General features: G+C 35.4%; 22 protein-coding genes. 8 read left to right on the top strand and 14 right to left on the bottom strand.

Features of this window, described 5'->3' with window-relative positions:
* Window positions 1–155: 155 nt before the first annotated feature.
* The 3 genes from DW114_RS07715 to DW114_RS07705 all read right to left on the bottom strand — a co-directional run bounded on the left by DW114_RS07715 (window position 156) and on the right by DW114_RS07705 (window position 4,055).
* Window positions 156–1,712, bottom strand: a complete 1,557-nt coding sequence (locus tag DW114_RS07715; RefSeq protein ID WP_158552206.1) for a GGDEF domain-containing protein — start codon at window positions 1,710–1,712, stop codon at window positions 156–158.
* Window positions 1,713–1,861: 149 nt separating this feature from the next.
* Entirely contained in the window at window positions 1,862–3,247 is a 1,386-nt protein-coding gene (locus tag DW114_RS07710; RefSeq protein ID WP_117453196.1) for a sodium-dependent transporter, read from the bottom strand.
* Between the two features lie 79 nt (window positions 3,248–3,326).
* Window positions 3,327–4,055 (bottom strand): DUF554 domain-containing protein, encoded by a 729-nt coding sequence (locus DW114_RS07705; RefSeq protein ID WP_117453195.1) that lies wholly within the window; start codon window positions 4,053–4,055, stop codon window positions 3,327–3,329.
* A 169-nt stretch (window positions 4,056–4,224) separates the two neighbouring features.
* Between DW114_RS07705 and DW114_RS07700 the strand changes: the two genes are divergently transcribed.
* The 3 genes from DW114_RS07700 to DW114_RS07695 are packed head-to-tail and all read left to right on the top strand — an operon-like array spanning window position 4,225 to window position 6,200.
* Window positions 4,225–5,064 carry a DUF3737 family protein gene (locus DW114_RS07700; protein WP_117453194.1) on the top strand — a complete coding sequence of 280 codons (840 nt, stop codon included), beginning with the start codon at window positions 4,225–4,227 and terminating at the stop codon, window positions 5,062–5,064.
* On the top strand, window positions 5,028–5,273 hold the full coding sequence (locus tag DW114_RS22070; RefSeq protein WP_317286362.1) for a hypothetical protein: 246 nt from the start codon (window positions 5,028–5,030) through the stop codon (window positions 5,271–5,273). The genes DW114_RS07700 and DW114_RS22070 overlap by 37 nt, the downstream gene beginning before the upstream one ends.
* Before the next feature lie 36 nt (window positions 5,274–5,309).
* Entirely contained in the window at window positions 5,310–6,200 is an 891-nt protein-coding gene (locus DW114_RS07695) for a MalY/PatB family protein (RefSeq protein ID WP_317286363.1), read from the top strand.
* 239 nt (window positions 6,201–6,439) lie between these two features.
* Here DW114_RS07695 and DW114_RS07690 read toward each other — a convergent pair whose 3' ends face one another.
* The 5 genes from DW114_RS07690 to DW114_RS07670 form a co-directional block, all read right to left on the bottom strand.
* Window positions 6,440–8,152 (bottom strand): ABC transporter ATP-binding protein, encoded by a 1,713-nt coding sequence (locus DW114_RS07690; protein WP_117453193.1) that lies wholly within the window; start codon window positions 8,150–8,152, stop codon window positions 6,440–6,442.
* A 299-nt stretch (window positions 8,153–8,451) separates the two neighbouring features.
* Complete coding sequence (locus DW114_RS07685) at window positions 8,452–9,093, bottom strand: DUF4405 domain-containing protein (protein ID WP_117453192.1); 642 nt, start codon at window positions 9,091–9,093, stop codon at window positions 8,452–8,454.
* A complete protein-coding gene (locus DW114_RS07680; RefSeq protein ID WP_117453191.1) occupies window positions 9,075–9,755 on the bottom strand; it encodes a flavodoxin in 681 nt (226 codons plus the stop codon). The genes DW114_RS07685 and DW114_RS07680 overlap by 19 nt, the downstream gene beginning before the upstream one ends.
* Window positions 9,755–10,924 carry an MFS transporter gene (locus DW114_RS07675; RefSeq protein ID WP_199483542.1) on the bottom strand — a complete coding sequence of 390 codons (1,170 nt, stop codon included), beginning with the start codon at window positions 10,922–10,924 and terminating at the stop codon, window positions 9,755–9,757. Before DW114_RS07675 ends, DW114_RS07680 begins: the two co-directional genes overlap by 1 nt.
* A gap of 15 nt (window positions 10,925–10,939) precedes the next feature.
* A complete protein-coding gene (locus tag DW114_RS07670) occupies window positions 10,940–11,479 on the bottom strand; it encodes a flavodoxin family protein (RefSeq protein ID WP_117453190.1) in 540 nt (179 codons plus the stop codon).
* Between the two features lie 141 nt (window positions 11,480–11,620).
* On the opposite strand from DW114_RS07670, the gene DW114_RS07665 reads away from it, so the two are divergent.
* Both DW114_RS07665 and DW114_RS07660 read left to right on the top strand, forming a co-directional pair.
* Window positions 11,621–12,517, top strand: a complete 897-nt coding sequence (locus DW114_RS07665) for a LysR family transcriptional regulator (RefSeq protein ID WP_117453189.1) — start codon at window positions 11,621–11,623, stop codon at window positions 12,515–12,517.
* A gap of 11 nt (window positions 12,518–12,528) precedes the next feature.
* Window positions 12,529–13,095, top strand: a complete 567-nt coding sequence (locus tag DW114_RS07660; RefSeq protein WP_117453188.1) for a hypothetical protein — start codon at window positions 12,529–12,531, stop codon at window positions 13,093–13,095.
* A 186-nt stretch (window positions 13,096–13,281) separates the two neighbouring features.
* Here DW114_RS07660 and DW114_RS07655 read toward each other — a convergent pair whose 3' ends face one another.
* The 5 genes from DW114_RS07655 to DW114_RS07635 all read right to left on the bottom strand — a co-directional run bounded on the left by DW114_RS07655 (window position 13,282) and on the right by DW114_RS07635 (window position 16,406).
* Entirely contained in the window at window positions 13,282–13,638 is a 357-nt protein-coding gene (locus tag DW114_RS07655) for a MerR family transcriptional regulator (RefSeq protein ID WP_158552207.1), read from the bottom strand.
* Window positions 13,639–13,705: 67 nt separating this feature from the next.
* A complete protein-coding gene (locus tag DW114_RS07650; protein WP_233509555.1) occupies window positions 13,706–14,608 on the bottom strand; it encodes an SIR2 family NAD-dependent protein deacylase in 903 nt (300 codons plus the stop codon).
* On the bottom strand, window positions 14,523–15,323 hold the full coding sequence (locus DW114_RS07645) for a protein-ADP-ribose hydrolase (protein ID WP_233509556.1): 801 nt from the start codon (window positions 15,321–15,323) through the stop codon (window positions 14,523–14,525). The genes DW114_RS07650 and DW114_RS07645 overlap by 86 nt, the downstream gene beginning before the upstream one ends.
* Window positions 15,320–15,919 carry a 4Fe-4S binding protein gene (locus DW114_RS07640; RefSeq protein ID WP_199483543.1) on the bottom strand — a complete coding sequence of 200 codons (600 nt, stop codon included), beginning with the start codon at window positions 15,917–15,919 and terminating at the stop codon, window positions 15,320–15,322. Before DW114_RS07640 ends, DW114_RS07645 begins: the two co-directional genes overlap by 4 nt.
* Before the next feature lie 85 nt (window positions 15,920–16,004).
* Window positions 16,005–16,406 carry a pyridoxamine 5'-phosphate oxidase family protein gene (locus tag DW114_RS07635; RefSeq protein ID WP_117453186.1) on the bottom strand — a complete coding sequence of 134 codons (402 nt, stop codon included), beginning with the start codon at window positions 16,404–16,406 and terminating at the stop codon, window positions 16,005–16,007.
* A 131-nt stretch (window positions 16,407–16,537) separates the two neighbouring features.
* Between DW114_RS07635 and DW114_RS07630 the strand changes: the two genes are divergently transcribed.
* The 3 genes from DW114_RS07630 to DW114_RS07620 all read left to right on the top strand — a co-directional run bounded on the left by DW114_RS07630 (window position 16,538) and on the right by DW114_RS07620 (window position 18,433).
* Entirely contained in the window at window positions 16,538–16,864 is a 327-nt protein-coding gene (locus DW114_RS07630; RefSeq protein WP_199483544.1) for a winged helix-turn-helix transcriptional regulator, read from the top strand.
* Between the two features lie 101 nt (window positions 16,865–16,965).
* Window positions 16,966–17,373 carry a carboxypeptidase regulatory-like domain-containing protein gene (locus DW114_RS07625; protein ID WP_117453184.1) on the top strand — a complete coding sequence of 136 codons (408 nt, stop codon included), beginning with the start codon at window positions 16,966–16,968 and terminating at the stop codon, window positions 17,371–17,373.
* Complete coding sequence (locus DW114_RS07620; RefSeq protein WP_117453183.1) at window positions 17,366–18,433, top strand: peptidoglycan-binding protein; 1,068 nt, start codon at window positions 17,366–17,368, stop codon at window positions 18,431–18,433. The genes DW114_RS07625 and DW114_RS07620 overlap by 8 nt, the downstream gene beginning before the upstream one ends.
* 37 nt (window positions 18,434–18,470) lie before the next feature.
* Here the strand turns inward: DW114_RS07620 and DW114_RS07615 are convergent, their stop codons facing one another.
* Window positions 18,471–21,584, bottom strand: coding sequence for an ABC transporter ATP-binding protein/permease (locus DW114_RS07615; protein WP_117453182.1), 3,114 nt, complete (start codon window positions 21,582–21,584; stop codon window positions 18,471–18,473).
* Between the last annotated feature and the right edge of the window lie 59 nt (window positions 21,585–21,643).

Raw genomic sequence — 21,643 nt, 5'->3', positions numbered from 1 at the left:
ATCCACCTCTTTCATTTACTTCTTATTTTACCATTGCCTGCTGATTGAAACAATCTTTTCTATACTTATTATACATAAAATGTTACATAAATCTAATACCTGTGAATTATAACTCTTCATGCTTTTCAGGCATAAAGAAAAGACCCTCTGGTCTTTTACTCGTTTGGAAAATTTACTGAAATGCCATTATTTTTTCCTCTGTATAATTCATTATCCGCTTTTGCGATAAATTCAAAGAAATCATCCATATCTTTTGGTATTGCATAGTAACAGCCAATGGTTATGGAAATAGTCTTTTCATAATGCAATGTCTTGGCATGTTCCACATGCAGCTTCTTGACTTCCTGATAAAGATGCTGGGCAATCTGTTTTACATAAGCGACTTCTACATCATAGAAAAAGCCTAAAAATTCATCTCCACCATAACGTACAAAATATATTTGATCATTACATAATATCCGCATGATTTCAGCGATATCATGAATACAATGATCTCCACTCACATGTCCATAATAGTCATTGTACTGTTTAAAATCATTGATATCCGCAATCAAAACCCCAATGTTTTTACCTAAAGTTTTCGCTTCTTCAAATAATGGCACCAGTTTTTGTGAAAAGATGGTACGATTATATAAACCAGTCAGCGCATCATGTTGCGCAAGCTTTTTATACTTTAAAGACTTTTTCTTCATCTCTTTCTGACGCCGTTTCATATCACGCATTTTCAACTTCAGATTCATGCCTTCTAACAACATTTTTTCCTTTTCTCTTTCATTCTGTCTGGCAAGTTCATAATAGATTTCTAGTAGATGATATAATTGCTGCTCATTTTCTATCATCTTACAAAAAGCAATACCACATTCGATTACCTTGATTTTTGCCTCTAACAAATCCAGTTTGCTCGCAATATTTCCTAACAAGATCAATACTTCTTTAAATTCATTTATCAATGCTTTATCCATCAATGTGTCAATCTGTCCCAGGACTTCCAAGAAAGTATTGATATTCATATCTCCTCTTTTGCCACATTCACATATTTGTATCAATTGTTTTTTTACTTCTTCTATATCATGATTATGATAACTGATTAGTGCTTTTATAATTCCCATGTGGGCACGATTTTCTTCAAGGATGGAAAGTTCTGTATGTATTTCTGCATATTCATAGTAATATGCTGCCTGTTTAAAATCACCTATTTCACATTGAATCAATGCCAGATTCAATACTTCCATTAAAAATTCTTCTCCACCTGCATTTACATTATTCTTTAATGCCTGTTCAAAATAGGTAGCTGCTGTCGCATAGTCATGTAGACCATCATATATACATCCAATATTATTATAAAAGACACTGGATGTTTTATGGTCGTTATTTTTTTCGGCAACATCTAATCCTTCCAGATAGTATTGTAACGCCTGCATATGGTCATTGCCTTTATTATCATATACAACACCCATCAGATTATAACATTTCGCAAATTCACTTACATAGGGCTGATTCATCAAATGCTGAATACCAGTAATCGCATGGCATAAACATTGTTCCAGATTGGCATTTTCATAATATAACTGGGCTTCATAATAAAAATGTCTCCCTTTTACTGCATTACCTTCACTTTCCAGATACTTCATCTGTTCAATGATTTGTTTTGCTTCCAGCGGTTTGGTATTTCTGACTTCAAAATATAATTTGATCAACCCTTCATATTCCATTTCCATCATCCTCTAAGAACTTTATCCAATCATATTATACCTTTTTAGATAAAGAAAAACCATCTTAAGTAATGTTTTGTTTACAAATTTTTCCAGTTTTTTAAAATTTTTTATTTAAAAAACAGGAATTCCTCCTGCTTTTCATGTATTTATGATAAAATGACACCTTTAAAAATTGTAAAATATAAAATTGCCAATATCGCAATCGGTGCTAAGTAACGAATACTGAAGGACCATATTTTACGTAATGGAAAGCGCAGCGCTCCCTCATTTTCAATCTCGTAAATCGCTGGCTTTACACCCCATACCCATCCAACAAATATACAGAAACAAAGAGCACCTAATGGAATCATCAGGTTGTCAGTAAATTTCTCCATCACTGCATTCATTGGCAGCATCTGTAAACCATTTCGCATATCAAACCATGGCAGGTTGATTCCCCTTGTTTCTAATTGTGACAAGGAATACCCAACAGATAACAGTGTCAGTGGCACAAACAGCCATGCGACTGCTTTCTTTCTCGTAATATGAAATTCTTCACTCATAAAGGCGATAATACTTTCTAAGATACTAATGGCACTGGTCAAAGCAGCTAAAAATAACAAGATAAAGAATACTGCCCCAAAGATAATGCCGCCAGGTATAGATGCAAATACATTAGGCAATGCCATAAATGCAAAACCACCACCCATGCCAAGGCCATCTGCTCCCATGGTCACAAAAACAGCAGGAATAATCGCAAAAGCCGCAAGGATTGCCACAATTGTATCCAATATACAGATCCACACAGCACTTTGAAACAAGTTCTCTTGTTTACCTACATAGGAACCATAAGTTATCAAAATGCCCATTCCCACAGATAAAGAGAAGAATGCCTGTCCTACAGCCGCAACCAGCATATCCGTATTGAATGTAGAAAAATCAATATGCAGCATAAATTGAATACCTTCCATTGCCCCTGGCAATGTCATTGATCGTATTGCAGTTCCAATCAGAAGGATAAATAAAGCGGGCATCAATATCTTACTAATCTTTTCAATCCCATCCGATACACCTTTGATGATGATAAAGATACATAATCCTAAAAACAACAATCCCCATAACACTGGTTCTATTGGTTTCGTTATAAAGTTCACAAAGAAATCCTGATATTGTGTTGCTGTGCCTGAAAAATGTGCCCCGCCAAGATATACCCCGATATATTTCATAATCCAGCCGCCAACGATACTATAATACGATAAAATCACAAATAATGTAATGATACCAATGACACCTGCAAATGTCCAATTCTTATTCAATTGATGAAATGCACCAACGGCATTCTTTTGGGTAGAACGTCCTATCGCAAGTTCTGCCAGCATGATCGTTAAGCCAATTACAGCCACCACAATAATATAAATCAATAGAAACAATCCTCCACCATTTGCGCCTATCTTACCAGGGAATTTCCAGATATTTCCCAAACCTACCGCAGAACCGGCAGCAGCTAAAATAAAGCCTAAATGATTAGACCATTCTCCTCTTTTCTTATTCACAAAAAAATCCTCCTCAAAAAATCAGTCTTGTTAATTTTAAAAGATTTATCTGATATATGCAAGAAAAAAATAATCTTATTTATAACAATTGTGCTATTACATTGGTCCATATCCAGGATAAAGGCATGACGATTACCATGGCTGGTATCATATCCGCTATTGGAAATTCTTTGACTTTAATCATACGAAACCCTGTTGCCAATATCAAAAAGCCTCCGCATGCTTTAAAGTCCGCTATCATATCAGGTGTAGTTAATGGAAAAATATAACCGGCACATAAATACAGCATAAAGAATATCAAAAACTGTGGAATTGCAATCACGGATACGACATACCCTAAGTTACATGCAAAAATGGCCGCAGTAAAGAAATCCAAAATTGACTTTGATATCAATATCGTCTGATCACCTGTCATACCTGCATCCAAAGAACCATAAATCCCTGTTCCACTCGCACAAAATAATACAATGATTGTAATCAATGAGGACATAAATTCATTTTCATCTAAATCTGACTGCTTGTTCTTAAACAGCTTTGCAATCGGCTTTTGCATCAATGCCGCCGCTTTATTTAAATATTCTCCCAAATGTATCATCAATCCAATCGCTGTACCGATGATAATCGCAAATATCACGGGAGGCATATTCTTCATCAAATTAATAGAACTGATGCCCATTCCCATAGAACAGACACCGAAAATCAAATTGATCTCTGTTTTAAATTTTGGACTTAATTTATGACCGGCAAATGCCCCTGCAATTCCACCGAAGAATACCGATAATGTATTTATCATGACTCCTGTTGGCATATAAATTCCTTCTTTCCCTTAAATTTCACTTATGTAGTTTATCATTTTTACCATACAAAATGCAATACCCACCTTATCTTTCATACCTTTTGGGCATGGATCGAGATAGAAAACAAGTATTAGACATAGGTAAGCATAACTCTTACAATATGCATGAGGTGATAAGTAAATGGAAACAATTAAACAAGGCTATTATAGCGGAGAACGTGCCTTATTTCATGAACACGATCTCATTTTACAGGATACAACGTTCGCTGATGGTGAATCTCCACTAAAAGAAAGTGCGAATATTACATTAGATGGATGTATTTTCAAATGGAAATACCCTTTATGGTATAGCAGCAACATTACTGCCCAGCATACTACTTTATTAGAAACTGCACGCTCTGGTATCTGGTATACAAAAAATATCACAATGAAAGATTGTAGTATTGAAGCACCAAAGACCTTTCGACGTGCCAGTGATATTCATTTAGACCATGTACATATGCCAAATGCTTTGGAAACACTGTGGAAATGTGAACATATCACAATGTATCATGTACAGGCGAAAGGCGATTATTTTGGAATGAATGCCAAGCATATCAAAGGGGATCATTTCACGTTGAGCGGTAATTATGCTTTTGATGGAGCATCCCATATAGAACTGCATCATGCGACTTTATTAAGCAAGGATGCCTTCTGGAATTGTGAAGATGTCGTTGTCTATGATTCTTTGATAATTGGAGAATATCTTGGATGGAATTCAAAAAATATTACATTTATCAATTGTACAATCGACAGCCTGCAGGGTTTATGTTATATGGAAAATCTGAAAATGGTGAACTGTAAGTTATTAAATACGACACTTGCGTTTGAATATTCCAGTGTTGATGCGCAAATCGCATCCAGAATCGATAGTGTAAAAAATCCAGTCAGTGGAAGCATTCAGGCAAATGAAATCAAAGAATTGATTATGGAGGAAACACGTATATGTCCACAGAATACGAAAATCACAATACAACAATAAACTTTGATTTTTCTAAGGAAACCAATCGTTTCCATACCAATTCTTTAAAATGGGATGTTAAGGAGCATGAACTTCCTATGTGGGTGGCAGATATGGATTTTCCTACTGCCCCATGTATAAAAGAAGCTATCCTTCAAAAGGCTGCATCAGGTATTTATGGTTATTCCATTATACCTGATGCATATTTTAAAAGTATCCAGAACTGGTAGAGGACACGACACCATACCTTTTTTGATACAGAGTGGATGATGTTTTGTACAGGTGTTATCCCTGCGATTTCTTCTATTGTAAGAAAACTTACGACACCTGCGGAAAATGTACTCATCCAATCCCCTGTGTACAACATCTTCTATAACTCTATATTAAACAATGGAAGAAACGTATTATCCAGTGATTTATTATATCGCAATGATCATTATCAAATCGATTTTGAAGATTTAGAAAGAAAGCTTGCTTTACCACAAACCACCTTGATGATTTTATGTAATCCACATAATCCAATCGGAATGATATGGGATCAACAGACATTAGCACATATTGGTGCTTTATGCGCCAAACATCATGTCATTGTCGTAAGTGATGAAATCCATTGTGACTTGTGTGATCCAGGTCTTTCCTATGTGCCTTTTGCATCTGTAAATGAAGTAAACAAGGCTATTTCCATTACCTGTGTATCAGCAAGTAAAGCCTTTAATCTGGCTGGTTTACAGGCTGCATGCATCATTGTGCCTGATCCTTTTCTGCGCCATAAAGTCAATCGTGGCATCAATACCGATGAAGTCGCAGAACCAAATGTTTTTGCGATAGAAGCAAGCATGGCAGCTTATGAAAAAGGTGGCGCATGGTTAGATCAACTACGTGTTTATATCAAACAAAACAAAGAAGATGCACTTCATTTTTGTAAAACATACTGTCCAGATATTCATATCGTTTCCTCTCAGGCAACTTACCTTTTATGGTTAGATTGTCATAAAATCTGTGATGATAGTAAATTGCTCGCAAATTTCATTCGTAAACATACAGGCTTATATCTATCTGATGGTGCTGCATATGGAGAAAATGGAAAAAGCTTTCTACGCATGAATATTGCATGTCCAAACAGCCGTTTACTAGATGGCTTAAGACGTTTAAAATAAGGAATTGATCTATGGAAAAAAACCGCCTGATGACGGCGGTTCAGTTACAAACGTATCTTTTCACAAAGTCTACACAACTAACTAGTCCTTTCTGGGCTAGTTTTTCTTTCAATACTGTTCATACTGCATATTACGACTCATTATTTTTTTCGTATAATAAATCGCATTTCATAAAAATATTCTTTTGTCACATAATATATCTTTTGCGATATTCTCATACAGAATGATACACTTATCATTTAAACATTACATTGATACATATCATAAAACAATTGTCTATTGGATATTAATGTTTGAAAATCGCCAACCTCTACAATTGATCCTTCTGACATTACAATGATTTCATCACATTTCTCCAATACTGTTTTTTCTAATCGATGGGTAACAATGATTCTTAAAGAATTTTTTATATCTAAAACTGTATTCATAATACCTACAGAATTCAACGCATCAAGATTTGAAGTAGCTTCATCCATTAAAATAATAGAGGCTTCTTTTATCAATGCTCTGGCTATGGCAATCCTTTGCTTCTCTCCCCCAGATAATAGACAGCCATTTTCACCGCAATAAAAAGACAATCCTTTTTCCTGTACTAATGTATCTAAATTTACTTCACTTATTACTTTCTTTATTATAGCTGGATCTACTTTCTGAAACATCGTTATATTATTTTCCAAAGTATCATCGAAAATAAAAACATCTTGTTGAATACTGGATATAAAATCATATATAGATTCTGTTTTGATTTGATGTAACTCATCTGTATCATATGTTATACTACCACTATAATTAGAATATCCTTTTTGTAGAAGCATAAGCAATGTTGATTTTCCTGAACCCGAAGCTCCAACGATTGCATACGCTTTATTCATATCAAATTGATAATTTAAATTGTGCAAAACGGTTTTTTCTCCATATGCAAAAGAAAGGTCTTGAACAATGATATGATCTGTCAGTTTCTTCTTGATTGCACCAGATTCATCTTCTATATTTTCCTCTATATTTTTTTCCAGTTTCCTTAACAATGCTTTTGCTGAACGTTTATTGCTCACAAGTAATGGAAAGTTTTGAATGGGATCTATGATGAAATTTGTTAATTGAAGAAACAGGAGAACCGTTCCTACAGAAATGACACCCTGTGTTATAGAGATATAACCACCTAAAAGGAAGACACCAATCTGTGTACTGATTGCATTAAATGCTCCTAACATATTCATTAACTGTGTTAGCTGATTTCTTGATTTACGAACAGATTCCAATTCTTTATTCTGTTTATAAAAAATCTTTTCTGCTTGATGTTCAGCATGGAAACTCTTAATTTGAATAAATCCATTTAATAATGATTGTATAGAGGTTATAAAGTTGGTGTTTGCATCAGAAACTTTTTTTTCTGTTTCAACTAGTCGATTCCCAAGCAAAAAGCTTAAGATGATTGGTACTGTCGCAACAACAAGTAATATTAGTGTCAAACCAACATGATAAAAGAGCATAACACCCAATGCCCCAAAAAATACAAAAAGTAGATTAATATAGGTGAATATACTTTTGATATAGTTGGTTTCAATGACGGAAATGTCATTTGTCAGCGCTGAAATATAAGTACTTGTAGATTCGTTATTAAATGAAGAAATGGTCTTTTTTGTAATCTTTTCAAATGCAACCTGCTTATAATTCATTGTAGCCTTCCTAATGAATTCCGTTTTGGTATAGCTGTAAATATAATAAACAAGTAAATATGCTACTGCCATCACTATTGAGAATTTTATAATAGAAACCATTCCTGAAATATTTCCTTCTGAAACAATATCTATAATTGCTTGCATAACTAATGAAAATATAAGATCAAATATTGATATTAGCATAATGCCAATAACAGCAGTTACAAAACAAAGTTTGTTTTTTTGTAAAAATATTCTCCAATAATGCTTTAATGATATCGTTTTATCTTTCATGTCAATTTCCTTTCTGTTTTATGGTAAGCCTTAACATAAATGACTTAATCATTGAGTCATTTACATATATCCCTTTTTAGTTGATTTTGTTAAAGTAAATATGCACTTTAATCAAAAATAAACCTCCTTAAGATTTTATCTTATGACTATTTTATAACATACTAAATCGTATTTTTCAAATTTTATGGGAAATTGTGTTAATTTTGGGATATAATAAGAATTTCTTGTCTACAATAAATATACCGTCTTGTTTTGTAAATGAAAATCTTACATGATCCTGCAGAAAATCTAAACTACATTCATGAGTGTCTTGATGCATACGATACAACTTCATAACTGATAAATGATAAGCCAATAAGCAAGCATCCATAATCAAACAGAAAACTTAATATAGATTCTCCATATGGCATAAAAGCAAAAGATGTCAGATAAAACATATGTTTCCATAAAGCTCTTTTATACAGGATTACAACAGCATACATCACCACCATGACGCTTATGATGAAAAAGAATGGCAAATGTTTTTTTATGATTTTTATTACCTTGATCAAATGCCACCCCAGATGAAGTCCTAGTAATATAAAGAACCAGATACTAGATACCATATGGATCATACGCATGGTGGATATAGAAAACAGATGCTGAGTAAATGATAAATAGTGATTCATCATGATTCCAGAAAACATGCATAATACACCTAAGACACTCATTGTAATATTGATCATTATAATAAATATACGTGAAAAGTGATAACTGCCTTTTCTCAATGATTGATACCAACTCCTGTTTAAGTAAAGATGGATAAATACAATAATCAGTAATATGATGCCCAGATATTCATGTAGCTGTTTTGAAAAAATATGATATCCCATCATGCACATAAAGCCTGTGCATAACAGGATATCTATGACTCTTTTATAAATCAAAGACTGTTTAGCCATGTGATGATATCATCTTCCTTTTCTATGACATCGTGCTGATAAATCTCAAATTCATTTTGTATGTTTGCATCTGGGAACATTGTTTTTAAAGTATCGATTGTGTCTGAAAAGCCTGAACCACCATGTGTCACAAACGGGATGATTGTTTTATCTGACAGATCAACTTGTTCAAGGAAACTATAAACACCCATTGGCATATCATACCACCAGTTTGGATATCCTAAAAAGATGATATCATAATCATTGATATTTTCAATGATCGTAGAAACTTTTGGACGGGCATTTTCTTCTCCTTGTTGTTTTGCTAAATCTTCTAAAATATCATAATCCGCAGAGTATGGTTCATCCAGTTTGATGGGAAACAGTGTTCCTTTCGTCACATCATGAATCACATGTGCCACATAACCTGTATTCCCTACGATTTCACCATCTTTTTTCACTAGGCTTGCAGAAGTTGTGGCATCTTCATTTCCTTGTAGTGGTATATTTTCTGCACGTGTAAAATATGCAATCAAAACTTTTTGATTTTTTAAATCTAATGTTGTATTTGTTTGTGTTGTTTTCTTTTGGGTATCTGTTTGTGTATCAGGTGTATCTGATGCACAAGCACTTATAAACGTAAGCATACAGATACAAAGAATAATATATTTTATTTTTTTCATTACGATTCCTCCATCATCATGATTTTTTTATTCACCATTTGACTTCCATATTGGTAGATGAAAACTGCCAAAGCAATACATATAAAGATCATACCTCCCAAAAAGATGGAAGGAATGGATGTGTTAATCATCATTCCACATACACTGGTCGCAATTGTAGTACCAAGATTGGTCGCTGACAGAAATAAACCATTGCCAAAGGCAGGTGCATCATCACATGCTTTGGTGATCCAATACTGATTCATCATTCCTCCACATCCTGCAAGTATTCCCCATACAAGCATTAATCCTGCACATATCCATGAAATAGAACCTAATACATATTGCATCATATATAAGAATATAAGGGCGATGGGAAATACCCTGAATAAGCGTAGCGGTGTTTCACTTAGCCATTTTCCACCTAAGGTATTACCTACCATATTCGCAAGCCCATAGATTAATAAGATCATGGATACCATATGAGAAGAAAAGCCAGATATTTGTATCAGATATTCTGAAATATAGCTATATACACCAAATATAGATCCATTTAAACAGATAACACCAAAGATAGATAACCATACATTTTTGCGTTTCAATATTGTCAGCTGCTTACCATAGCTGATTTTTTCTTGTTTATCATCCGCTGGTAAAAAGACAGAACACATAAGTAATGAAACAATATTGGCGAGTGCAAAAAACAACATTGCCATACGTAAATCCGTTATATCCGCTATCATATTTACAATAGGTACACCTATAACCATGCCTCCACTTACTCCTAACATGACCTTCGATACTGCTTTAGGTGCTGCTTTTTCTTCCACAGAGGCTGATGCCATGGATAAAGCAAAGGAGATAAATACCGGATGAAAGAATGCTGGCAACACTCTTGCACATAATGCAATCATAAAATTGCTTGTGATAATGGAAATAAGATTACATACTGCAAATATAGAAAGTACCATCAACAATGCTTTTTTCCTTTTCATGCCAGAACATAGAAGCGGCATTATTGGTCCTGATATTGCTACAGCAAGTGCAAACAGGGATACGAATAATCCTGCATCCGTAAGTGAGATGTGATAATACTTTGCCAGATTTGGCAGGATGCCAATAATACCCATCTCTGTATTGATAATCCCAAATACACCAAATGCCAATAACCATAATTGTAATTTTTTCAAATGAATCCCTCCTTTTTATACTTGTTTCCCCATGTTATATGCAAGTGATAGAAGCCCTGTTTTACTTTTTACTTCACCAAAGCCATCAACATCAACACCTTTCATCACACCTTTTAACTGTGCATGTTCAAAACATGTTATCCAGCCGTTTAATCCTTCGATACAACGATTCATACAGGTAATATCATCATCTGCAGCCGTTGCAATTAAATAGATATCACGGAATTGATAATCACTAGCATATAATGGATTACTACGATCCAACAACGTTTTCATCTGTCCACTCATTTCATAGAAATAAATCGGTGTGGCAAACACAAGCACATCACTTGTTTTCATCTTTTCCAGAATCTCAGAAATATCATCTTTGATGATACAGGTTCCACTTGTTTGACAATGCAGACAGCCACGGCAAAAATTGATTGTTTGATTTGACAGATATATCTTTTCCACTTCATGACCTTTTTCTAAAGCACCTTTTATAAATTCATCAGCCAGCAGATCAGAGTTTCCCTGCTTGCGATAACTGGTAGATATCACACATATTTTTTTCATGTAAATTACCTCTCTTTCTTTACATTTATATTTTATTGTCACTGTCATAAAATAGCAAATACCTATATCAAATATATTGCCATACTTGAAAAGCATAGATAAATTCATTATAATAAAAGCAGAAGAAAGGTGGTATAGCTTATGGAATTTCGTGTTTTACAATACTTCTTGGCAATCGCTAGAGAAGAAAGCATCTCCGCTGCCGCAGAAGCTTTACATATCACGCAGCCAACCTTGTCCAGACAGATTAAAGAATTAGAAGATGAATTTGGGAAACAATTGTTTGTACGTGGAAACCGCAAGATTACCTTAACAGAGGAAGGCATGCTGCTTAGAAAACGTGCAGAAGAAATCAGTTCCCTAGTAGAAAAAACACAATTAGAAATGAGTGCTGTCGATAATGAATTAAATGCAGATATTTATATCGGCGGTGGTGAAACACAAGGCATGCGTTTTATAACAAAAGCCATACAGCGTATGCAGGCACAATACCCTATGGTTCGTTTTCATTTATATAGTGGAAATGCCGAAGATGTCGGTGATCGTTTAGATAAAGGATTATTAGATTTTGGTGTTTTGATAGAACCTGCAAACATGACAAAATATGATTTTATCAAACTTCCCACAAAAGATGTTTGGGGTGTATTGATGCGAAAAGACAGCCCCTTAGCAAAGAATGCATATATAACACCAGATGATTTGATAGGACAGCCTATCATCTACTCTGCTCAGCGGATGGTAAATAATATCATCTCCGGATGGATGAAGAAAGATTATGATAAATTATCCCTGATTGCTTCTTATAATCTAATCTATAATGCCTCTTTAATGGTGGAAGATGGTGCTGGATATGCGTTGTCTTTAGAAGGGCTGATCAATACCACTGGAGATTCTCCTTTATGTTTTCGACCATTACAGCCAAAGTTGGAAGTTGGTCTGGCTTTTGTATGGAAGAAATATCAGGTGTTTTCTAAAGCAAGTGAATATTTTCTAAAAGAGCTTCAAAAAGAGGTTAATGAAGAAAATGAAACAGTCTAGGAGGATTATTTATGAAATATATATTTACTGAAGTGCTGAATGATCTTGTGAATTACTTTTTTCTTGGTGATATGGAAGCATTATGTGAATGGAAACAAAATCAATGCTTGATGGATGATTTAGCAACAGAGTTTACATCAAATAACAGCATCGATCAGGCTATAGAAGATGGCCTTGTACTTCCTATGGAAGGTATTAGAAATTATCCATATACCATTATATTTGATATTGAAGAAAACCAACCAACACTTCTTCAAAAAGAGCATCGTCTACAATTTCATTATCAAAATTATTATATAAAAGTAGAACATCAAACCCTTGTATTATTTACATGGCATATTTTACATCATTTTACAATGGATGCTGTAAAACATTATATGACGCAACAAAAACTATATCAAAAACCAATCATATCATTAGCAAATGGCTGGTATCGTATTTCCATTCTTGGTGGTGAAACTTTACGAAATGATATTTTTGAGCCAACCATAGAATTTGTTTTAGATCCTATAGATCAGCCAGATATCCATCAGGACATGGTTTATCATACATTTGCGATAAACTCTTCTTCGTATTAATATTTAAAAAGGCTGTCATTGACAGCTTTTGTTATATATTTGGATATGGCAGCTGTTCATCCAGTTCCATCATCAAAAGATCTACCAGATATTCCCATTCCTCTACAGGCATCTTTTTCATATGTCTAATACTCATATTGCATGAATTCCAATACATAAAAAGCATAGAAGAATGTAAAAAAACTGCTACCTTTTACAGCAGCAGCCTTGTAGATCATATAATAACATATCCAGACAATCGATACATTTTTGTTGGTCATGTAGCTTCTCTAACAATGCCTGACGATGTTTCTTCAGTAATAATACTTTTTTACTTTTTTGATCTATATCGCAACGCTCATAACCAATATATGTTTTGATATCCTCCATATTCATCCCGATTTGTGTTAATGTCACAAGCAGACTTAACCGTTTTATATCTTTATCATCATATTCCATCAAACCGTTTTCAGCTTTTGGATGATCATATAATCCTGCCTGTTCAAAACTTTGTAGTTCTTCATCACGCAAAGGAAACCATGCCTGTACTTCTTTTCTATTCATCTCTACTGCTCCTTTATCACTACTTCCATGATAATCAAACAGGAACATTTTGTCTAATACTTATCTTCTATCTCTCAGTATGCTTTGTAAGCATGCTGGTGTTTTTTAAGTCCAGCAGTACTTCATGTATATCTTTTTTTATGATGATTGATTTTGATTGAATTTCATCAGGGATACGCTGTACATCCAAAGATATACTGATATATCCACACCTTGTCCCTTCATAGCATAACTGCCAGAATGGAAACTTAATGATTCCTGGTGTATTATTTCCTACTCCCAGTTCTAATAATACCAGCCGTTTTTGCTTATGCTCCTTTAGAAACTTTTCATACCGCTCTTTGGCATTATGCCATCCTTCATCTTCCACAAAGCGATGATCACAACGTAAATTGACACTCATCGGTGCACCACATATTGGACAGTAAGGTATTAAATCGCTTGGAATTTTCATATCCTTTTGTGCATGGATCATTGCTCTAATGGCTCTTTCATTATCATATGTTTTTTCATGGCAGCGCATGGAGCATTGAAACAGTCCATAATCCCCCTGGGTATAAAATAAACGCTGTTTATCAAATCCATGTAATTGAAACTGATGATCTACATTGGTGGTAATCACAAAGTAATCTTTATCTTTTACAAGTTGAAACAAATCATCATAAGTCGAATTGGTATGTGTTTCATAACGGTTATAATAAATGTGACGACTCCAATACCCCCAATATTCTTCCAAAGAGGCAAAGGGATAAAACCCAGCAGAATACATATCTGTAAAGTGATATTTCTCGATAAAATCTGAGAAATGTTCATGAAATACTTCACCATCATAAGTTAATCCAGCAGCTGTGGAGAGCCCTGCCCCTGCCCCAATGATGATAGCGTCAGCTTGATGAATCCAGCTGTTCATCGTCTTTTGTTGAAGTGAGTAATCTATGATAGATGGTTTCATCTTCTTGTTTGAAAACATTGAAAATCACCTCCATTTCGTGTGTCTTTAAGAATGTTTTCACAACTGCCACAGCAATACGTGCTGCTTCTTCATTTGGAAAGTGGAATTCTCCTGTGGAAATACAACAAAATGCTACACTTCTTAAATGTCGATCATATGCAAGTTGTAAAACTGAACGATAACATGAAGCCAATTGCTCTTTGTGTTCCATTGTCAGCTTGCCATAAACAATCGGTCCTACTGTATGAAGGATATATTTACTGGGAAGTTGATATGCCTTGGTAATTTTGGCGCTGCCACATGGTTCATCATGTCCTTGTATACGCATGATATTGGCACATTCCTCACGTAATTTAATCCCCGCAAATGTATGAATCGCATTATCGATACAGCCATGACACGGCACAAAACATCCCAGCATCTGTGCGTTAGCGGCATTAACGATCGCATCTACCTGTAATCGTGTAATATCCCCTTTGTATAGGTATATATGGGTATCTAATTTTTCCATATCCTTTAGGGTAATGATTCCTTTACGCAGACTGTATTCATGCAGAAATTCATTTTGAATTTTTAAATAAGCAGGATCTATGGGTTTTGGCAATCTTACATTTACCAAAGAACGATATAATCTGAATTTTTCATCAAAACTGTCAGGAAGCTGTATTCCCTGATATTCCTCTTTTTCACTTAACAGATATTGAAGCAGCTGATCTAATAATTCCTCCATCATACATTGCTCTTTTCTATAGCATGTTGCGGGCATACCTGCATACAGGCACCACAATGCACACAATGACGCTCAATGATTCGATAAGGAACACCTTCTTCAATACAGTTTTGAGGGCATACATCTATACATTTTCCACAACCGATGCAGGTATCATGAATGATATAGCCATGATTGGATGCCTTTACTTCTCCGATTGTAAAGCTTTCACGAACAATCGGTGTTACAGAAATATCAAAGTATTCCCCTTCTCCTTCATAGATTTCAAAGACTTCCAAAGGTTCTCTGCGATCATCTGGATAGATTTGTTTCATATATGGATTTTTTTCAAAGATTTCATCCAGATATTGTTTTCCAATATTTCGTATATTTCCATGTAAGGAAATGGATGCCTGATTTTTTACCCCTACTATGGATACATATGCCTGTGCCATTAGTTGATCATAAAATGCTTTTCCTTTTGCGGTTAAAAAATACAGTTTTCCATCTTTCTCCAACATCATATCAATGATACGATTTACTGGTTTTCCTTCTGCATCAACGGTTGCGATTGCTGTGGAATGAATATTTTCTACCAGAATTTTTTGATAATTCATCATAAAGACCTCCTTCTTTCTTTTATGATACCATAGATTATATGCAAGGAAAAAGCAGTTTTCATTCAAACTGCTTTTCAATAGTTACTTATACCCGATATGTCTTAGGTGGCTGTCCACTAAAATCCGCAATAACTGCTTCTGCATTCTTCAGATAGAATACCACAAAGATTGGATTATCCGCAGTTTCATATTGTCCCTTGACGATAGGGTTGTTCATACACAGTTGTTTGACTTCTTTGTTATCCTCAAAAACCACTTCCCCATGTAATCTAATCCATGCATACTCTGCACTTGCTACACTGACTTCAACATTGGGATTTGCCTGCATATCTTGATAGACATCCTTTGTATTATTTGTACAAAACCACAGCTTTCCATCCTTTTCAAAACAAAACATAAAAGGACGACATTTTGCTTTTCCATCTCTTCCAACTGTTGCCAGATATTGGACTGGATTGTCATTCAAAAATTTTACTACTTCATTCATGATCTTACATCTCCTTTATATAAATACTTGCGTTTTATCATCCGCATCATTATAATAGTCTACATAGGTCCCTTTGTGAAGTAGGTACATGAAAGTGCTATAGGAACCAAAAAGATACTATTGGAGGAATCATGATGAATAAAGAATTGCCCGCTTGTCCTGTAGAAACAACGCTGCTGTTGATCAGTAATAAATGGAAAGTATTGATTTTACGTGATCTTATGGAAAAAACAATGCGTTATAATGAATTAAAAGCATCCATTGGAAGCATCTCCCAGAAAGTATTAACCAGTAATCTTCGCGCTATGGAAGCAGATGGCCTATTGATTAGAACTGTGTATCCAGAAGTTCCACCAAGAGTAGAATATACGCTGAGTGAACAAGGCAGAAGCTTAAAACCGATTTTGGATGCTATGTGGAACTGGGGTATTGATTATCAAAAACAAAACAACAAATAGATGTGCAGGTGCGAAGAGTACCTGCTTTTCTTATATAAGATTTCATGATTTTAGACAATTGACTATGGCAGATACCATTCCTTACATAGTCTAAAGTGGAGGTGGTAGATATCGCTACAGGATATTTACGCATTGAAGCGTATAACACAGATCAACAACCAGTAAATGATGCACAAGTCAATATTTATCATACAGATATGAAAGCCGAAAATATGATTTATCAAACAACGACAGGAGCGGATGGCAGAACTGAGGATATCGCTTTAGATGCACCAGATATTTCATTATCCATGATGCAAAGCAATGAGCGCCCTTATGAACAATACCATGTGGAGGTTATTAAAGAAACCTTTGACATTGAGGAAACCCGCAATGTTCAGGTATTTCCTGAAAACGGGTCAACACTGCATGTAGAGCTTCAACCATCCATGCAGGATTATCAGCGCCGTAATATACGTATATTAGAAGATCATAAGATGTGGCTTGCACAGGTGAATTTCAATGCTTGAGGAAATCATCATACCCACAAGTATTACCGTTCATTTAGGCAGACCTTCCTCTCCTGCGGAAAATCTGACAGTAGATTTTATTTACTATCTGAAAAATGTCGCATCTTCAGAAATTTATCCAACATGGCCTTATGAAGCTCTGCGTGCGAATATCTGGTGTCAGATGTCACTTGTATTAAACCGGGTATATACCGAATGGTATCGCTCTCGTGGATATAACTTTGATATTACCAATTCAACGGCTTTTGATCAGGCATTTGTGAAAGGCAGAAATATATTTGACAGTGTTTCCAGAATCGTGGATGAAGTCATTGGTCAATACTTACAGCGCCCTTTCTATCGTGAACCATATTATGCGGAATATTGTGATGGAAAAATAGCAACTTGTCCTGGCTTAAAACAATGGGGTACCTTGGATCTTGCTAATCGTGGCTATGATTCTATGCGTATCGTTCGCTATTATTATGGGGATACGATCTTATTGCGAGAAAGTGATAATGTACAACCAATCACATCATCTTATCCTGGCTATCCTTTAGAAATCGGATCTTTTGGACAGCCTGTATTCATCATTCAGGAATTACTCAATGGAATTGCGGTGAACTATCCTAATATTCCGTTAATATATCCACCAGATGGGATTTTTGGCAGTGTCACAGAAAGTGCAGTTGAAACCTTTCAACGACAGTTTAATCTATTGGTGGATGGGGTGGTAGGACGCTCTACTTGGAATATGCTTTCAAGAATTTATGTAGCCGTTAGAAAGCTTGCGGAATTAGGCAGCTTAGGACGTTTAGAGGGATATTTTACAGGTTTATGGACGGGTAAAGTTTTGCGGCGTGGGGATGTTGGTATTGAGGTACAACAGTTACAATATTTCTTATCCATTGTCGCAGAAGAATATGAATCTATTCCAGCTGTGACGGTTGATTCTCGTTTTGGTGCTGGACTGGAACGTTCTGTACGGGCTTTTCAAAGAGAATTTGGTCTGGTACAGGATGGTCTTGTGGGGGAAAGCACATGGAATACCATTTATGAAGTTTATGAATCACTGATATAAAAAAGAAGCATAGCAAAGGTTATGCTTCTTACATAGCTTATTCACTTCGTAAAGCTTCCACTGGATCTTTTCTTGCGGCCGCAGATGCAGGAAATAAGCCTGCAATATATGTCAACAACATACTGATAATGACCAGAATCACTGCCCCATCGATCGGTAACTGTGCAATATTTTCAATTTCAAACTTCGCTTCCACAAAGATATTGGCAGGAATACATAACAGTGCGGTAACCAATACTCCCAGCATTCCAGCCACAAAGCCTACAATCAATGTTTCCGCATTAAATACACTGCGAATATTATGCTTACTGGCACCCAGTGCCCTTAATATTCCGATTTCTTTTTTACGTTCAATCACAGAAATATATGTGATTACGCCAATCATAATGGAAGATACCACTAAAGAAATGGCCACAAAGGCAATTAATGCCGCACTGATGGTATTAACGATATCGGTCACAGATGTCATCATGGTGCCCACCAGATCATTATAGTGAATCATTTCTTTCCCCTTTTTTTCAAGACCTGCATTATACTGATCTAAAAAATCTAAAATATTTTGTTTAGACTGGAAATTCAATGGATAGATATTGATCTGTGATGGTGTATGGACATCGGCATATCCCAAAAGATTCATATTGCGTTCATACGTGGAAGTCACAGGATTCATAAGCGAATTCATTAGATTCGTTAATTCTTCTTCACTCATATTCAAAGAGAAAGCTTCTTGAAAAGCACTGGTATCGATATGGATACTGTTTCTTAACTGATCAGGCAGCTGTGCCATCATCTGACTCATCAGCTGTTGTGACTGGGTTTTTATCTGATCCTGTAAAATCGTACTAACCTCTTTGACATATGTCTGCATCACACTCGTTAATTGGGTATTGATTGCTTCACTTATTTGACTTGATATCTGGGTTGGATCCACAACTCCCTGAATCTGTTTCATCAGCTTTTCCTGTATTTCAGGCTTTGATAAATACGTTTGAAGATCAAGTACTATCTGGGTAGGATCACTTACACCCTGCTTGATTTCTTCACTCATAAAATCCTGATAAAGTGACATCATGATTGGTGATAACTGTTCTACTGGCACATGTACCTGATTGGCAATGGATGTCATAATATCCTGTACATGCATATCCGGTTTAGGTAAAGCATCTAGTGGGATATCTAATGAAAACTGATCAAATGGTATTGTTGTATTAAGATTAATTTGTGAGGTATCCATGCCAAATGCATTCTTTAACTTATTCTCATCTATTGAAATCAAATCAGAAAACTTCAGTTTGTTACGCTGATCATTATTTTCATCCTGAAAAGATTTTCCTGTAAATACATTGATATTCGGCTGTTGTAGCTGTTGTTTTACGATTGGTTTATCCATCGCCGCATCCATCAGATGCTTTGTCAATTGCGAAGAATAATTCAATCCGCTGGATAAGGAAGTGATTGCAGAATCAGATTTTGGTTTTACGATACCAACGATTTTTAATTCTATACCATTTTTTATCAGCTTTTTCATATAACTTTGATCTTTCGACTGATCTTTCCATATCTGATGCGTTTCATCATATACATAACGATCCGCTGGATCAATCACTCGAAACTTAGGTGCCATCAAGGTATCATAAGCATATTTTACATCACTGTCTTTTTCATCCATAACGGCTGGTTTTCCATTCTCTGTATCTTCCATTAATTTTCGCAATTTCTCTCGATCATTTATGCCCATAGAATATAATACATAATCAGATACCTTTCCATTTGAGGACAGCACAAGCACCATTTCATCATAGTTTTTTGCCCATCTGCCTTCCATCACATCATATTGATTCTCATACATTTTTGATTCCTGCGGCAATTCATGAAAAGCACTCATTGTCCCAAAACCGCCCATCAAAGAACTCATTCCCTGGGAGGTATCATTGCCTGTTTGAAACAAAGTATCCGGGTTGACCTGTTCAATGGATTTTGAAGTATCAGTTAAATAAATCTGAGGCGTAATATGATACATATATTGAATCGTATTCACATAAGGATCAATTTCTGTTTTATGTTTTTCTAAATATGTCTTTAAAGCGGCAGTATCGTTTTGGCTTTGATATGAAAACATATTTTTGATCATACTGATCTCACTGACGTTTTTATCATCTTCTTTATTTGTGGATGTTTGTGGTTTCCCCGTTGGTTCACTCAGCATTTTTGAGATATCAATGCCTGAGCGCTGGATGGATAAAGGATATAAACTTAAAGTTTCTCGTTCTACATTTTCAATATACTGATTGATACCATTGGCAAGTGATAAGATAGCCGCTATTCCAATAATACCAATAGATCCAGCCAATGCGGTCACAAATGTACGAGCTTTCTTTGTCATCAGATTACTAAAAGAAAGTGCAACCGCTGTGCGCAAGGACATCTTTGCTTTACGAATATTCCTTTTCACAGGTGCAGGTGCTGCCTCTTCCTTTATGGGATGAGAATCAGAAATGATGCTTCCATCCTTTAACTGTACGATACGATTAGCGTATTGATGTGCAAGTTCTGGATTGTGCGTTACCATAATGACCAATCGATCTTTCGCAATATTCATTAACAGCTCCATGACCTGTACACTGGTTTTTGTATCTAAGGCACCTGTTGGTTCATCTGCCAATACGATTTCAGGATTATTGACAAGTGCTCTGGCAATAGCAACACGCTGCATTTGTCCACCACTCAGCTGGTTTGGTTTTTTATGAATATGTTCCAACAATCCAACTTCCTCTAACGCTTTCATTGCCCGCTCTTTACGTTGTGTCGCAGGTATCCCACTTAAAGTCAAAGCAAGTTCAACATTTGCCAGAATGCTTTGATGGGGAATCAGATTATAACTTTGAAATACAAAGCCAATCCGATTATTACGATACGTATCCCAATCTTTGGAGGTATACTTCTTTGTGGATATCCCATCAATCATCAGATCGCCAGAATCATAATGATCTAATCCTCCTATGATATTTAACATTGTGGTTTTCCCAGAACCAGAAGGACCTAAGATTGCCGCAAATTCATTGTTACGAAAACAAATAGAAACATCATCCAATGCTGTTTGTTCAAAGTTTCCGGTTTTATATGTTTTTCTGATTTTATCAAGCTTCAGCATGTTTATTACCCCCTTATATTTGGTGTAACGTGAATCATCACGACTCTACCATAAGTATA

It is taken from the genome of Absiella sp. AM09-50, assembly GCF_003433845.1.
GTDB classification, from domain to species: domain Bacteria; phylum Bacillota_I; class Bacilli_A; order Erysipelotrichales; family Erysipelotrichaceae; genus Hoskinsella; species Hoskinsella hominis.
Note: the sequence above shows the minus strand (reverse complement) of the source record. Positions and strands in the feature narration are given on the sequence as shown.

Coding starts and splice junctions, on each gene's coding strand:
- DW114_RS07635 (WP_117453186.1), bottom strand. CDS start 16,406: ATGAATGAAGTAGTAAAATTTTTGAATGACAATCCAGTCCAATATCTG.
- DW114_RS07715 (WP_158552206.1), bottom strand. CDS start 1,712: ATGGAATATGAAGGGTTGATCAAATTATATTTTGAAGTCAGAAATACC.
- DW114_RS07615 (WP_117453182.1), bottom strand. CDS start 21,584: ATGCTGAAGCTTGATAAAATCAGAAAAACATATAAAACCGGAAACTTT.
- DW114_RS07620 (WP_117453183.1), top strand. CDS start 17,366: ATGCTTGAGGAAATCATCATACCCACAAGTATTACCGTTCATTTAGGC.
- DW114_RS07700 (WP_117453194.1), top strand. CDS start 4,225: ATGGAAACAATTAAACAAGGCTATTATAGCGGAGAACGTGCCTTATTT.
- DW114_RS07665 (WP_117453189.1), top strand. CDS start 11,621: ATGGAATTTCGTGTTTTACAATACTTCTTGGCAATCGCTAGAGAAGAA.
- DW114_RS07640 (WP_199483543.1), bottom strand. CDS start 15,919: ATGATGAATTATCAAAAAATTCTGGTAGAAAATATTCATTCCACAGCA.
- DW114_RS07660 (WP_117453188.1), top strand. CDS start 12,529: ATGAAATATATATTTACTGAAGTGCTGAATGATCTTGTGAATTACTTT.
- DW114_RS07690 (WP_117453193.1), bottom strand. CDS start 8,152: ATGAAAGATAAAACGATATCATTAAAGCATTATTGGAGAATATTTTTA.
- DW114_RS07650 (WP_233509555.1), bottom strand. CDS start 14,608: ATGTTTTCAAACAAGAAGATGAAACCATCTATCATAGATTACTCACTT.
- DW114_RS07670 (WP_117453190.1), bottom strand. CDS start 11,479: ATGAAAAAAATATGTGTGATATCTACCAGTTATCGCAAGCAGGGAAAC.
- DW114_RS07705 (WP_117453195.1), bottom strand. CDS start 4,055: ATGCCAACAGGAGTCATGATAAATACATTATCGGTATTCTTCGGTGGA.
- DW114_RS22070 (WP_317286362.1), top strand. CDS start 5,028: ATGTCCACAGAATACGAAAATCACAATACAACAATAAACTTTGATTTT.
- DW114_RS07695 (WP_317286363.1), top strand. CDS start 5,310: ATGATGTTTTGTACAGGTGTTATCCCTGCGATTTCTTCTATTGTAAGA.
- DW114_RS07685 (WP_117453192.1), bottom strand. CDS start 9,093: ATGGCTAAACAGTCTTTGATTTATAAAAGAGTCATAGATATCCTGTTA.
- DW114_RS07645 (WP_233509556.1), bottom strand. CDS start 15,323: ATGATGGAGGAATTATTAGATCAGCTGCTTCAATATCTGTTAAGTGAA.
- DW114_RS07630 (WP_199483544.1), top strand. CDS start 16,538: ATGATGAATAAAGAATTGCCCGCTTGTCCTGTAGAAACAACGCTGCTG.
- DW114_RS07680 (WP_117453191.1), bottom strand. CDS start 9,755: ATGAAAAAAATAAAATATATTATTCTTTGTATCTGTATGCTTACGTTT.
- DW114_RS07655 (WP_158552207.1), bottom strand. CDS start 13,638: ATGAATAGAAAAGAAGTACAGGCATGGTTTCCTTTGCGTGATGAAGAA.